This window comes from Ruegeria sp. CDSB136 (genome assembly GCF_059610965.1).
The window spans coordinates 125,961-137,808 of the sequence record NZ_JBXWOP010000016.1 but is presented as its reverse complement, the minus strand read 5'-3'; the positions used below and the strand labels follow the sequence as shown (position 1 = coordinate 137,808).

Here is an 11,848-nt window from a genome sequence, read left to right as displayed (position 1 = left end):
GCGTTGTGTCGAAAATCATCGAGTAATTCGCATCTGCGAAAAGCTACGGAAAGGGCGTCCCACGGGACGCCCTTTTTGCTAAGTGCCCCACCGAGATTGTTCGGGGAACAATCTCGGGAAGCATCGGTTTTGGCGCCAGGCTTGAAGCTTACGATCTGCATGCACGCATTGGTCAAAACTTTCCCTTGCCACCCACCCCCCAAACCCTTATACGGCGGCATCCTGCAAGTCCCCCGGCTGAGTCGGGGGATTCGCATGTCTGTAATTCATCCACCAGGTCCAAGGTGACCCGTTTACGGGGCCTTCTGGTGTTTTGAGCAAAGGAAAAAGGCGATGAACGCCCAAGAACTGCGTGACAAGACCCCGGACCAGCTCCGCGAGGAACTGGCCAACCTGAAGAAAGAGAGCTTTAACCTGCGCTTTCAACAGGCAACCGGTCAGCTGGAAAGCACTGCCGGCATCAAAGCGGCCCGCCGCAACGCTGCCCGCGTCAAAACCATTCTGAACGAAAAGGCCGCTGCCGCGGCATCCGAGGAGTAATCAGATGCCCAAGCGTATCCTGCAAGGCACCGTGACCAGCGACGCCAACGAACAGACAGTAACCGTATCTGTCGAGCGCCGCTTCAAGCACCCGCTGCTGCACAAAACCGTCCGTAAGTCCAAGAAATACCGGGCTCATGACGAAAAGAACGCCTTCAAGGTCGGCGATACAGTCCGCATCATCGAATGCGCGCCGAAATCGAAGACGAAACGTTGGGAAGTTCTGGAAGCGTAAGCTTCCGGGATTTTTCCATTTGTCGAAACCCTGGGGGATTTAACAAGACCAGCCCCCACAGGTCGGGAGAAACCACATGATCCAGATGCAGACCAATCTGGATGTCGCTGACAACTCCGGCGCACGCCGAGTTCAGTGCATCAAGGTCCTGGGTGGTTCCAAGCGTAAATACGCCTCCGTCGGCGACATCATTGTCGTCTCGGTGAAGGAAGCCATCCCGCGCGGCCGCGTAAAGAAAGGTGACGTCCGCAAGGCCGTCGTCGTACGCACCGCCAAGGAAGTCCGTCGCGAAGACGGCACCGCGATCCGCTTTGATCGCAACGCCGCCGTCATCCTGAACAACAACAACGAGCCCGTAGGTACCCGTATCTTTGGCCCGGTTGTTCGTGAACTGCGCGCGAAGAACTTCATGAAAATCATCTCGCTCGCTCCGGAGGTGCTGTAATCATGGCTGCCAAACTCCGCAAAGGCGACAAGGTCGTCGTGCTGGCCGGCAAGGACAAGGGCAAAGAGGGAACCATTTCCTCGGTTGACCCCAAAGCCGGCAAAGCAGTTGTAGATGGCATCAACATCGCCATCCGCCACACCCGCCAGTCGCAAACCTCGCAAGGTGGTCGTCTGCCCCAGGCAAACCCGATCGACCTGTCGAACCTGGCTCTGCTGGACAAGAACGGTAAAGCAACCCGCGTTGGCTTCCGCATGGAAGGTGACAAGAAGGTGCGCTTCGCCAAGACCACGGGAGACGTGATCGATGCTTGATTCCGCAAAATACACCCCGCGTCTGAAAGCTCAGTACGCTGAAACCATCCGTGCCGCTCTGAAAGAAGAGTTTGGCTACAAGAACGACATGCAGCTGCCCAAGCTGGAAAAGATCGTTCTGAACATCGGTTGTGGTGCTGAGGCCGTCAAAGACTCGAAGAAAGCGAAAGCTGCTGTCGAGGATCTGACTGCAATTGCTGGTCAACAGGCCGTTGCAACCAAGGCGAAGAAGTCGATCGCGGGTTTCCGCGTCCGTGAAGACATGCCGCTGGGCGCGAAAGTGACCCTGCGCGGTGATCGGATGTACGAATTCCTGGATCGTCTGATCACCATCGCGATGCCTCGCGTTCGTGACTTCCGCGGTGTTAAGCCTTCTTTCGACGGTCGTGGCAACTTTGCCATGGGCATGAAAGAGCACATCGTGTTCCCGGAAATCGACTTCGACAAGGTCGACGAGGTCTGGGGCCTGGATATCGTAATTGCCACCACAGCGAAAACCGACGCTGAAGCGAAGAGCCTGTTGAAAGCATTCAACATGCCGTTCAACGCGTAAGCGCCGGGAGGATTGAGACATGGCTAAAAAAGCAATGATCGAACGCGAGAAAAAGCGCGAACGCCTGGTGGCCAAATATGCCGCAAAGCGTGCCGAGCTGAAAGAAATCGCGAATGACGAGAGCCGCCCAATGGAAGAGCGTTTCAAAGCGCGTCTGAAACTGGCGAAACTGCCGCGCAACAGCTCGGCGACCCGTCTGCACAACCGCTGTCAGCTGACCGGCCGTCCCCACGCTTACTACCGTAAGCTGAAGGTCAGCCGTATCGCGCTGCGCGAGCTGGGTTCTGCTGGTCAGATCCCCGGCATGGTGAAATCGAGCTGGTAAGGGAGACATAGATATGAATGATCCTATCGGCGATATGCTCACCCGTATCCGCAACGCGCAAATGCGCGGCAAGTCCACCGTTTCCACCCCGGCTTCCAAGCTGCGCGGTTGGGTTCTGGACGTGCTGGCGGACGAAGGTTACATCCGTGGCTACGAAAACACGACCGGTGAAAACGGTCACCCGGCCATCGAAATCAGCCTGAAGTACTACGAAGGCACCCCTGTCATTCGCGAACTGAAGCGGGTCTCGAAGCCCGGTCGCCGCGTATACATGGGCGTCAATGACATCCCGCAGGTCCGTCAGGGTCTGGGCGTGTCGATTGTCAGCACTCCGAAAGGTGTGATGTCGGACGCAAACGCTCGCTCCAACAATGTTGGCGGCGAAGTGCTCTGCACCGTCTTCTAAGGAGGTCTGCAATGTCTCGTATTGGTAAAAAACCGGTCGAGCTGCCCAGCGGCGTTACCGCCTCTGTGTCTGGCCAGACCATCGAAGTGAAAGGTCCGAAAGGCACCCGCAGCTTCACCGCCACCGACGACGTGACGCTGTCGGTTGAAGACAACGTGGTCAAGATCGACCCCCGTGGTATGTCCAAGCGTGCCCGCCAGCAGTGGGGCATGAGCCGCACAATGGTTGCCAACCTGGTAACCGGTGTGACGACTGGCTTCAAAAAAGAGCTGGAGATCCAGGGTGTTGGTTACCGGGCTCAGATGCAGGGCAACACCCTGAAGCTGAACCTGGGCTACAGCCACGATGTTGATTTCACTGCTCCGGAAGGTGTCACCATCACCGCACCGAAGCAGACCGAGATCGTTGTGGAAGGTATCGACCAGCAGCTGGTGGGCGAAACCGCGGCCAAAATCCGCGAGTGGCGCCGTCCCGAGCCGTACAAAGGCAAGGGCATCCGCTATAAGGGCGAGTTCATCTTCCGCAAGGAAGGCAAGAAGAAGTAAGGACGCAGACAATGGCAAACAGCAAAAGAACCCTGTTTCTGAAGCGCCGCCTGCGCGTTCGGAACAAACTTCGCAAGGTCAACGCGGGTCGTCCGCGTCTGTCCGTACACCGTTCGAACAAGAACATCAGCGTTCAGCTGATCGACGATGTTCGTGGCGTGACCCTGGCTTCGGCCTCGACCCTGGAAAAAGACCTGGGTGTTGTTGGCAAGAACAACGTCGAAGCGGCCACCAAAGTGGGCGCGGCCATCGCCGAGCGTGCCAAGAAGGCAGGCGTCGAAGAGGCCTATTTCGATCGTGGCGGCTTCCTGTTCCACGGCAAAGTGAAGGCTGTCGCCGACGCTGCGCGTGAAGGTGGTCTGAAGATCTAAGACCTGCGGGCGGGTTTCGATCCGCCCCGATGATCCGGGGGCCTCGGCAACAGTCGGGGCTCACTTGGATTGAATTGAACGGCGCCGAAAGCGCCACATGAGAAAAGGGATGCCAAATGGCAGAACGTGAAAACCGTCGGGGCCGTGGCCGCGACCGTGAAGAAGCACCGGAATTTGCAGATCGTTTGGTCGCAATCAACCGCGTGTCGAAAACCGTAAAAGGTGGTAAGCGCTTTGGCTTCGCCGCTCTGGTGGTTGTCGGCGATCAGAAAGGCCGCGTCGGCTTTGGCAAAGGTAAAGCGAAAGAAGTACCTGAGGCCATCCGCAAGGCGACTGAACAAGCCAAGCGTCAGATGATCCGCGTGCAACTGCGCGAAGGTCGTACCCTGCACCACGACATCGAGGGCCGTCACGGCGCCGGTAAAGTGGTTATGCGCACCGCACCTGAAGGTACTGGTATCATCGCCGGTGGTCCGATGCGTGCCGTGTTCGAAATGCTGGGCGTCAAGGACGTTGTGTCCAAGTCGCTGGGCTCGCAGAACCCGTACAACATGATCCGCGCCACCATCAACGGCCTGCAGAAAGAGCAGAGCCCGCGTTCGGTTGCCGCACGTCGTGGCAAAAAGGTTGCCGACATCCTGCCCAAGCGGGACGAAGCACCGGCCGCTGCTGAAGCAGAAGCGTAAGGAGAGCGAACCATGGCAAAAACCATCGTCGTCAAGCAGGTCGGTTCCCCGATCCGCCGCCCCGCCGAACAGCGCGCGACCCTGATCGGTCTGGGCCTGAACAAGATGCACAAGACCCGTGAGCTGGAAGATACCCCTTCGGTTCGCGGCATGATCCGCAAGATCCCGCATCTGGTAGAGATCGTCGAAGAGCGCGGCTAAGCGCGATAACTTCGAATGAATTGAAACGCCCCTGACTTCGGTTTTGGGGCGTTTTTTTCACCTTTGGTTTGCGGTTACATCCGCAAATAGACCTGGATCAGGCTCGCGTTACATCGACTGCGTAATGACTGCTTGCCGTCTGCCCTGTGGGCGGCGTTCAAAGACGACCACGCTGTCGTAGAAAGTAATACTGTCTGTAGTCCTGGTTATGTTGGTCACCTCAAAATCCTCTCGGACATGTTGAGCGTTCAATTCGTCAATTTTCGTTTTGGCAAACTCAATAAATGTGCCCTCGCGCCGAAGACCTCCGCCAAATTTGGGCCAGTAAGAGGTGTGCATGTCCTCCACCAAATAGACACCATTGGAGGAAACACGCTCGTACAACGTGTCAAAGGTCTTGATGACGTGAGAGTTCACGTGACTTCCGTCGTCTATGACGATGTCAAAGCCCTCATATTGGTCAGCAACTTCAGCCAGGAAATTCTCGTCGTCCTGGCTGCCGATATGTACATTGATGTTTTCACCGGTGTGTTTTTCGCATTCGGGATTAATGTCTATCCCGACAATTTTCGAATTCCTGTGAAAATATTTACGCCACATACGCAGCGAGCCGCCTCCGTGAACCCCAATTTCCAGAATCTTAATAGGTCGATCGCGAAACCGGTCGAAATGGCGCTCGTAAATGTCAAAATAGTGCAGCCACTTGTGCAGGCGCTGTTCACCGTTGTTCAAAAAGTGCCGGTGTAGCAATCCCTTGCTGTTCATTCGGTCAAATTCCTTGATTAGAGTTTGCTGGACTTTGCCGTTCGCGGGGCTGATTTTCTACAGCAAATACTTTGAACTTTGAGACCTTGCGCCTCGTACTTTGTGACCGTGGGGGTTATTCCAAAAACGCATACCGGCTAGACCGAAACTTGCGTTGTTAGCGTTATCCTCTGCGCCTATCTGAGCCTTGTCCCAAAAGGAACAAGACAAGCAACTCCGGGGAATGCGCCCCGGTCAGAAAGGAACTCAGAAATGGCACATACCGCAACACTGACACATAACGGTTTCAACTTCTCCACCCGCTTCGCAAACTTCGTTGAACGCGTGAAGGCAGCCCGCGCGCAGGCGGCCGAATACAACCGGACCTATGTCGAACTTCAGCGCCTGACCAACCGCGAGCTGGACGATATCGGCATTCGCCGTTGCGACATTGCGGACATCGCGCACAAGCACGCCTACTGCGTGTAAGACCACGCACCACCCGATCCAGAGGCGCCGTTATGGCGCCTCTATTGTTTTGGGAGCCACGTATGCCACAGGAGCAGGTTATTTCCTGAACCCCGTTGCGAAAGCACGCGGGATAGGTCAAGTGCTGAAAGGGTCGTTTCAGTTTGACGGAAAGGCCGGGCATGGCGCGGGAATTTCAGATCGGGATGCTATGGGTCGATGGCCCGCTGAGCTTTCTGGAGCAGCTCTGCATCAAATCGTTTCTGGATGCTGGCCAGCACGTGCGCCTTTATACATACGGCGATGTGCCCAACATTCCCGACGGAGCCGAACGGCGCGATGCGCGGGAGGTCATGCCCGACGAAAACATCATCACGCATAAGCGAACCGGCAGCCCCGCAGTACACGCGGACAGGTTTCGTTATCGCATGCTGGCGCAGCATCAAGATCTGATCTGGGCGGATACTGATGCGTATTGTGTCAAGCCGTTCACCACGGAAAACGGCCACTTCCACGGCCGCCTCGCTGCGCATGAGATCAACAATGGTGTTCTTAGGTTGCCGCCGGACAGCCCGACACTCTATGATCTGATCGACTACACTGAAAACCCTTATCGTATTCCGCCGTGGCTGCCGTCGAAGCTGCGGGCCGAGCTGATACGCGATGCCCTGGACGGCAACCCCAAACATGCCGGTGAAATGCCCTGGGGCGTTTGGGGCCCCCGAGCACTGACCTGGCTGTTGCAGCAGAATGGTGAGGATCGTTTCTCGTTTCCTACCCAAGTCCTTTATCCGGTGTCTTACAAGGAACGGCGCGTCATGAGCCGGGCCAATGGCGGTGCCGAGCGATTCATCACAGATGAGACGATGTCGATCCATTTCTACGGCCGTCGCATGCGGTCATTCATCTTCAACAGGTTTTCCGGCATTCCGCACCCCGAAAGCCTGGTGGGTCAGCTTGTGAAAAAGCATGGCATCGATCCACATGCGGCGCCGCTCCGGCCGAAGGGCGTTATCGAAGACGAAATGGCTGAGGGTGACGAATAACATCTGACCCGTCCCGCAGGCTTGCCAACTGGCATTAACGGGCCTATACGCCTGCGGTGGCCTTGCGCCATACGAATCAAAAACCAAGAAATGCCGTGTTTGGCCCATCACGCTTCGGGGGCCACATCCGGCTTAGGAGAAGCGAAATGAAACTGCACGAATTGCGCGACAATCCTGGCGCCACACCGAAACGCACCCGCGTTGGCCGTGGTCCGGGTTCCGGCAAAGGTAAAATGGGTGGCCGTGGTATCAAAGGCCAGAAATCCCGTTCGGGTGTGGCCATCAATGGCTACGAAGGCGGCCAGATGCCGCTGTACCAGCGCCTACCCAAGCGCGGCTTCAGCAAGCCGAACCGCAAGGAATTCGCCGTTATCAACCTGGGCCTGATCCAGAAGTTCGTCGAAGCCGGCAAACTGGACGCCAAGGCTGCGATCACCGAGGACGCACTGGTTGCTTCCGGTCTGGTGCGCCGCAAGCTGGACGGCATCCGTGTTCTGGCCAAGGGCGAAATCAGCGCCAAAGTGAACCTGGAAGTCACCGGTGCTTCGAAAGCTGCCGTTGAGGCAGTTGAAAAAGCGGGCGGTTCACTGACGGTCACAAAAGCCGCTGCGGCAGAGTAAGCGCTTGTGAGCGGGCAAAGACCCGCTTACATAGACCTCAGAGTTTTCCAAGACGCCGCCCGAGCCGGAAAACGGTTCCGGGCGGTGTTTTCATAAGAGAGACCGATTTATGGTATCAGCAGCAGAACAAATGGCAGCCAACACAAGCTGGGCTGCCCTTGGCAAAGCCACCGATCTGCGCAACCGCATCCTGTTCACGCTGGGTTTGCTGATCGTCTATCGCCTGGGCACCTTCATTCCGGTGCCGGGGATCGACGGTCAAGCGCTGCGTGAGTTCATGGAGCAGGCGGGGCAAGGCATTGGCGGCATGGTTTCGATGTTCACCGGCGGGGCGCTTGGGCGGATGGGCATCTTTGCCCTCGGCATCATGCCCTACATCTCGGCCTCGATCATCGTGCAGCTGCTGACATCGATGGTTCCCGCGCTCGAACAGCTCAAGAAAGAGGGCGAGCAGGGGCGCAAGAAAATCAACCAGTATACCCGTTTCGGCACCGTGGCGCTGGCCACGGTTCAGGCCTATGGCCTGGCTGTTTCGCTGGAATCGGGGGATCTGGCGACCGATCCGGGTCTCTATTTCCGTATGTCGACCATGATCACGCTGGTTGGCGGCACCATGTTCCTGATGTGGCTGGGTGAACAGATCACCGCGCGCGGCATCGGCAACGGTATCTCTTTGATCATCTTCGTTGGCATCATCGCCGAGGTTCCAGCCGCACTGGCGCAGTTCTTTGCCAGCGGACGCAGCGGTGCGATCAGCCCCGCCGTGATCATTGGTGTAATCGTGATGGTCATCGCCGTGATTACCTTTGTGGTGTTCATGGAACGGGCCCTGCGCAAGATCCACATCCAGTATCCGCGCCGTCAGGCTGGCATGAAGATCTATGAAGGCGGTTCCAGCCATCTTCCGGTCAAGGTGAACCCGGCCGGCGTTATCCCGGCAATCTTCGCAAGTTCGCTGCTGCTTCTGCCGGTGACGATCTCGACCTTCTCGTCGGGTGCGGCCAGCGGTCCTGTGATGTCGTGGTTGCTGGCGAATTTTGGCCCCGGGCAACCGCTCTACCTGCTGTTCTTTGCATCGATGATCGTGTTCTTCGCATATTTCTACACGTTCAACGTGTCGTTCAAACCGGACGATGTGGCGGACAACCTGAAAAAGCAGAACGGCTTTGTTCCTGGCATCCGTCCGGGCAAGAAAACGGCAGAGTATCTGGAATACGTGGTCAACCGCGTTCTGGTACTGGGTTCGGGCTATCTGGCGGCGGTCTGTCTGCTGCCTGAAATTCTGCGGGGCCAGTTCGCCATTCCGTTCTATTTTGGCGGCACCTCGGTTCTGATTATCGTCTCTGTGACCATGGACACGATCCAACAGGTCCAGAGCCACTTGCTGGCGCACCAATACGAAGGGCTTATCGAAAAGTCCCAACTGCGCGGCAAAGGCAAGAAACGCGGCAGGAAGGGACCATCTCGTCGATGAACATTATTCTTCTTGGCCCCCCCGGGGCAGGTAAAGGGACGCAGGCGCGTCACCTGGTCGAGACACGCGGCATGGTGCAGCTGAGCACCGGCGACATGCTGCGCGAAGCGAAAACCTCGGGCACCGAGATGGGTAAGAAAGTTGCCGCGATCATGGACGCCGGCAAACTTGTCACCGATGAGATCGTGATCGGTCTGATCGAAGAAAAACTGACCACCGAAACAGGGGCCGGTTTCATCTTTGACGGGTTCCCCCGCACTCTGGCGCAGGCGGATGCTCTGGCGGCACTGCTCGCCAAGCTGGGCCAGTCCCTGCATACCGTGATCGAGATGCGCGTCGATGACGAAGCACTGGTGTCACGGATCACGGCACGCTCGACCTGCGGTGGGTGTGGCGAGGTCTATAACGACATCACCAAACCGATCCCGGCGGATGGAAAGTGCACCAATTGCGGCAAGGAGAATGATTTCCAGCGTCGCGCGGATGACAACGAAGACAGCCTTCGTACGCGTCTGATGGAATACTACAAAAAGACTTCGCCGCTGATTGGCTATTACTATGCCAAGGGTGATCTGCGGCCGGTCAATGGCCTGGCTGAAATCAAAGAAGTGACAGCCTCGATCGAGGCCATCCTGGGCTGATTTCAGGTTGGGGCTTGACGGCCCCTTCAAAAGCCCATATCGACCCCCATCCCTATAGGGAATCAAGACCGCAGGCGGGATTCGTTCCGTTTGCCCCGACCACCTCAAATAATGCTGGACCCTCTGGCGGCACTGCCACGGTCAGGTGTTGTGAAAAAAGGTTCTGGAGTTACGGAACCGCAACGAAAAGGAAAGTGACACGTGGCACGTATTGCCGGCGTAAACATCCCGACTGCAAAGCGGGTACCAATCGCCCTCACATATATCACCGGTATCGGAAACACCTCGGCGCAGGCCATCTGCGAAGCCGTGGGCATCGAAGCGCACCGTCGCGTCAATGAACTGTCCGACGCCGAAGTTCTGGCCATCCGTGAACACATCGACGCCAACTACACCGTCGAAGGTGACCTGCGTCGTGAAGTTCAGATGAACGTCAAGCGCCTGATGGACCTGGGCTGCTACCGCGGTCTGCGTCACCGCCGCAACCTGCCGGTTCGCGGTCAGCGTACCCACACCAATGCTCGTACCCGCAAAGGCCCCGCAAAGGCCATCGCTGGTAAGAAGAAATAAGGGAGGGTCTGACTGATGGCACGTGACAAGACTCGCGTTAAGCGCAAAGAGCGTAAGAACATCGCATCGGGCGTTGCCCATGTGAACTCGACCTTCAACAACACCAAGATCCTGATCTCGGACGTACAAGGCAACGCCATCTCGTGGTCGTCTGCCGGTACCATGGGCTTCAAGGGATCGCGGAAATCGACCCCGTACGCCGCTCAGATGGCTGCAGAAGACGCAGGCAAGAAGGCGCAGGAACATGGCGTCAAGACGCTCGAAGTCGAAGTTCAGGGCCCCGGTTCGGGTCGTGAATCGGCTCTGCGCGCGCTGGCTGCAGTGGGCTTCAACATCACGTCGATCCGCGACGTGACACCGATCGCTCACAACGGTTGCCGCCCGCCGAAGCGCCGCCGCGTCTAAGCGATTTTGAATTTGGCTGGGGCTGTGTTTCTGCACGGCCCCAGCACGTCATTTTGAACCTCGGGCGTCTGCACCTTGTTGGTCATGGGGCGCGGACAGGAATGGAGGGATTACATGATCCACAAGAATTGGGCAGAATTGATCAAGCCGACCCAGCTGGAAGGCAAGCCGGGCAACGACCCTGCGCGTCAGGCGACACTGGTTGCGGAACCGCTGGAGCGTGGCTTTGGTCTGACCCTGGGCAACGCACTGCGCCGCGTCCTGATGAGCTCGCTTCAAGGTGCGGCCATCACCAGCGTCCAGATCGACAACGTATTGCACGAGTTCTCGTCCGTGGCGGGCGTTCGTGAAGACGTCACCGACATTATCCTGAACCTCAAGCAGGTCGCCCTGCGCATGGAAGTCGAAGGCCCCAAGCGCCTGTCGATCAATGCCAAAGGCCCCGCTGTCGTCACCGCTGGCGACATCAGCGAAAGCGCCGGCATTGAGGTTCTGAACCGCGATCACGTCATCTGCCACCTGGACGATGGCGCCGACCTGTTCATGGAACTGACCGTCAACACCGGCAAGGGCTACGTCTCGGCTGAAAAGAACAAGCCGGAAGACGCACCGATCGGCCTGATCCCGATCGACGCGATCTACTCGCCGGTCAAAAAGGTTGCTTACGACGTTCAGCCGACTCGTGAAGGTCAGGTTCTGGACTACGACAAGCTGACCCTGAAGATCGAAACCGACGGATCGATCACTCCGGATGATGCGCTGGCCTTTGCCGCGCGTATCCTGCAGGACCAGCTGTCGATCTTCGTCAACTTCGACGAGCCGGAATCGGCTGGCCGCCAGGACGAAGATGATGGTCTGGAGTTCAACCCGCTGCTGCTGAAGAAAGTGGACGAGCTGGAACTGTCGGTCCGTTCGGCAAACTGCCTGAAGAATGACAACATCGTCTACATCGGCGACCTGATCCAGAAGACCGAAGCCGAGATGCTGCGCACCCCGAACTTCGGCCGCAAGTCGCTGAACGAGATCAAAGAAGTGCTGTCCGGCATGGGTCTGCACCTCGGCATGGATGTCGAGGACTGGCCGCCCGACAACATCGAAGATCTGGCGAAGAAATTCGAAGACGCCTTTTAAGGCGGTGCCGGGCTGAAGCCCGGCCTACTTCAGACTACATCGTAGGGCGGGCTTCAGCTCGCCACGCGAAAGACAAATGCCCGGACGACCGGGGACAACAAGGGCACTTCCGCTCCAAGGAGAGCCGG

20 protein-coding genes are annotated in these 11,848 nt (G+C 57.5%); 19 read left to right on the top strand and 1 reads right to left on the bottom strand.

The genetic code is table 11. From position 1 onward, the window contains the following. Positions 1 to 333 precede the first annotated feature (333 nt). The 11 genes from rpmC to rpmD all read left to right on the top strand — a co-directional run bounded on the left by rpmC (position 334) and on the right by rpmD (position 4,621). A complete protein-coding gene (gene rpmC / locus AC2FIR_RS17415; RefSeq protein WP_037311745.1) occupies positions 334 to 540 on the top strand; it encodes a 50S ribosomal protein L29 in 207 nt (68 codons plus the stop codon). A gap of 4 nt (positions 541 to 544) precedes the next feature. Then, positions 545 to 775, top strand: coding sequence for a 30S ribosomal protein S17 (gene rpsQ / locus AC2FIR_RS17410; protein ID WP_170613768.1), 231 nt, complete (start codon positions 545 to 547; stop codon positions 773 to 775). A gap of 76 nt (positions 776 to 851) precedes the next feature. Continuing rightward, entirely contained in the window at positions 852 to 1,220 is a 369-nt protein-coding gene (gene rplN, locus AC2FIR_RS17405; RefSeq protein WP_005621870.1) for a 50S ribosomal protein L14, read from the top strand. Positions 1,221 to 1,222: 2 nt separating this feature from the next. Next, the gene (gene rplX / locus AC2FIR_RS17400) at positions 1,223 to 1,534 is read left to right on the top strand and encodes a 50S ribosomal protein L24 (protein WP_039523375.1); all 312 of its coding nucleotides are present in this window, start codon (positions 1,223 to 1,225) and stop codon (positions 1,532 to 1,534) included. Beyond that, on the top strand, positions 1,527 to 2,087 hold the full coding sequence (gene rplE, locus AC2FIR_RS17395; protein ID WP_170613766.1) for a 50S ribosomal protein L5: 561 nt from the start codon (positions 1,527 to 1,529) through the stop codon (positions 2,085 to 2,087). The genes rplX and rplE overlap by 8 nt, the downstream gene beginning before the upstream one ends. Before the next feature lie 19 nt (positions 2,088 to 2,106). Next, positions 2,107 to 2,412: a 30S ribosomal protein S14 gene (gene rpsN, locus AC2FIR_RS17390; RefSeq protein ID WP_068340744.1), complete on the top strand. Its 306-nt coding sequence runs from the start codon at positions 2,107 to 2,109 to the stop codon at positions 2,410 to 2,412. Between the two features lie 13 nt (positions 2,413 to 2,425). Beyond that, complete coding sequence (gene rpsH / locus AC2FIR_RS17385; RefSeq protein ID WP_155148687.1) at positions 2,426 to 2,818, top strand: 30S ribosomal protein S8; 393 nt, start codon at positions 2,426 to 2,428, stop codon at positions 2,816 to 2,818. An 11-nt stretch (positions 2,819 to 2,829) separates the two neighbouring features. After that, the gene (rplF, locus tag AC2FIR_RS17380) at positions 2,830 to 3,363 is read left to right on the top strand and encodes a 50S ribosomal protein L6 (protein WP_170467582.1); all 534 of its coding nucleotides are present in this window, start codon (positions 2,830 to 2,832) and stop codon (positions 3,361 to 3,363) included. A gap of 11 nt (positions 3,364 to 3,374) precedes the next feature. After that, the gene (rplR, locus tag AC2FIR_RS17375; protein ID WP_010437103.1) at positions 3,375 to 3,734 is read left to right on the top strand and encodes a 50S ribosomal protein L18; all 360 of its coding nucleotides are present in this window, start codon (positions 3,375 to 3,377) and stop codon (positions 3,732 to 3,734) included. Positions 3,735 to 3,850: 116 nt separating this feature from the next. Next, positions 3,851 to 4,420: a 30S ribosomal protein S5 gene (rpsE, locus tag AC2FIR_RS17370; RefSeq protein ID WP_155148691.1), complete on the top strand. Its 570-nt coding sequence runs from the start codon at positions 3,851 to 3,853 to the stop codon at positions 4,418 to 4,420. A gap of 12 nt (positions 4,421 to 4,432) precedes the next feature. Beyond that, positions 4,433 to 4,621, top strand: coding sequence for a 50S ribosomal protein L30 (gene rpmD, locus AC2FIR_RS17365; RefSeq protein ID WP_170613764.1), 189 nt, complete (start codon positions 4,433 to 4,435; stop codon positions 4,619 to 4,621). A 108-nt stretch (positions 4,622 to 4,729) separates the two neighbouring features. Here the strand turns inward: rpmD and AC2FIR_RS17360 are convergent, their stop codons facing one another. Then, on the bottom strand, positions 4,730 to 5,386 hold the full coding sequence (locus tag AC2FIR_RS17360; RefSeq protein WP_480812520.1) for a class I SAM-dependent methyltransferase: 657 nt from the start codon (positions 5,384 to 5,386) through the stop codon (positions 4,730 to 4,732). 252 nt (positions 5,387 to 5,638) lie between these two features. On the opposite strand from AC2FIR_RS17360, the gene AC2FIR_RS17355 reads away from it, so the two are divergent. The 8 genes from AC2FIR_RS17355 (at position 5,639) to AC2FIR_RS17320 (ending at position 11,720) form a co-directional block, all read left to right on the top strand. Beyond that, complete coding sequence (locus AC2FIR_RS17355) at positions 5,639 to 5,854, top strand: DUF1127 domain-containing protein (RefSeq protein ID WP_496744913.1); 216 nt, start codon at positions 5,639 to 5,641, stop codon at positions 5,852 to 5,854. A 161-nt stretch (positions 5,855 to 6,015) separates the two neighbouring features. After that, entirely contained in the window at positions 6,016 to 6,879 is an 864-nt protein-coding gene (locus tag AC2FIR_RS17350) for a hypothetical protein (protein WP_170613760.1), read from the top strand. Positions 6,880 to 7,025: 146 nt separating this feature from the next. Then, entirely contained in the window at positions 7,026 to 7,499 is a 474-nt protein-coding gene (rplO, locus tag AC2FIR_RS17345; RefSeq protein WP_170613758.1) for a 50S ribosomal protein L15, read from the top strand. 109 nt (positions 7,500 to 7,608) lie between these two features. After that, on the top strand, positions 7,609 to 8,973 hold the full coding sequence (secY, locus tag AC2FIR_RS17340; protein WP_170613756.1) for a preprotein translocase subunit SecY: 1,365 nt from the start codon (positions 7,609 to 7,611) through the stop codon (positions 8,971 to 8,973). Further along, positions 8,970 to 9,614: an adenylate kinase gene (locus tag AC2FIR_RS17335; RefSeq protein ID WP_496744911.1), complete on the top strand. Its 645-nt coding sequence runs from the start codon at positions 8,970 to 8,972 to the stop codon at positions 9,612 to 9,614. Before secY ends, AC2FIR_RS17335 begins: the two co-directional genes overlap by 4 nt. A 201-nt stretch (positions 9,615 to 9,815) precedes the next feature. After that, positions 9,816 to 10,184 carry a 30S ribosomal protein S13 gene (gene rpsM / locus AC2FIR_RS17330; RefSeq protein ID WP_170613752.1) on the top strand — a complete coding sequence of 123 codons (369 nt, stop codon included), beginning with the start codon at positions 9,816 to 9,818 and terminating at the stop codon, positions 10,182 to 10,184. A 15-nt stretch (positions 10,185 to 10,199) separates the two neighbouring features. Beyond that, a complete protein-coding gene (gene rpsK, locus AC2FIR_RS17325; protein WP_008757289.1) occupies positions 10,200 to 10,589 on the top strand; it encodes a 30S ribosomal protein S11 in 390 nt (129 codons plus the stop codon). 114 nt (positions 10,590 to 10,703) lie between these two features. Continuing rightward, positions 10,704 to 11,720, top strand: a complete 1,017-nt coding sequence (locus tag AC2FIR_RS17320) for a DNA-directed RNA polymerase subunit alpha (protein ID WP_170678545.1) — start codon at positions 10,704 to 10,706, stop codon at positions 11,718 to 11,720. The last annotated feature ends 128 nt before the right edge of the window (positions 11,721 to 11,848 follow it).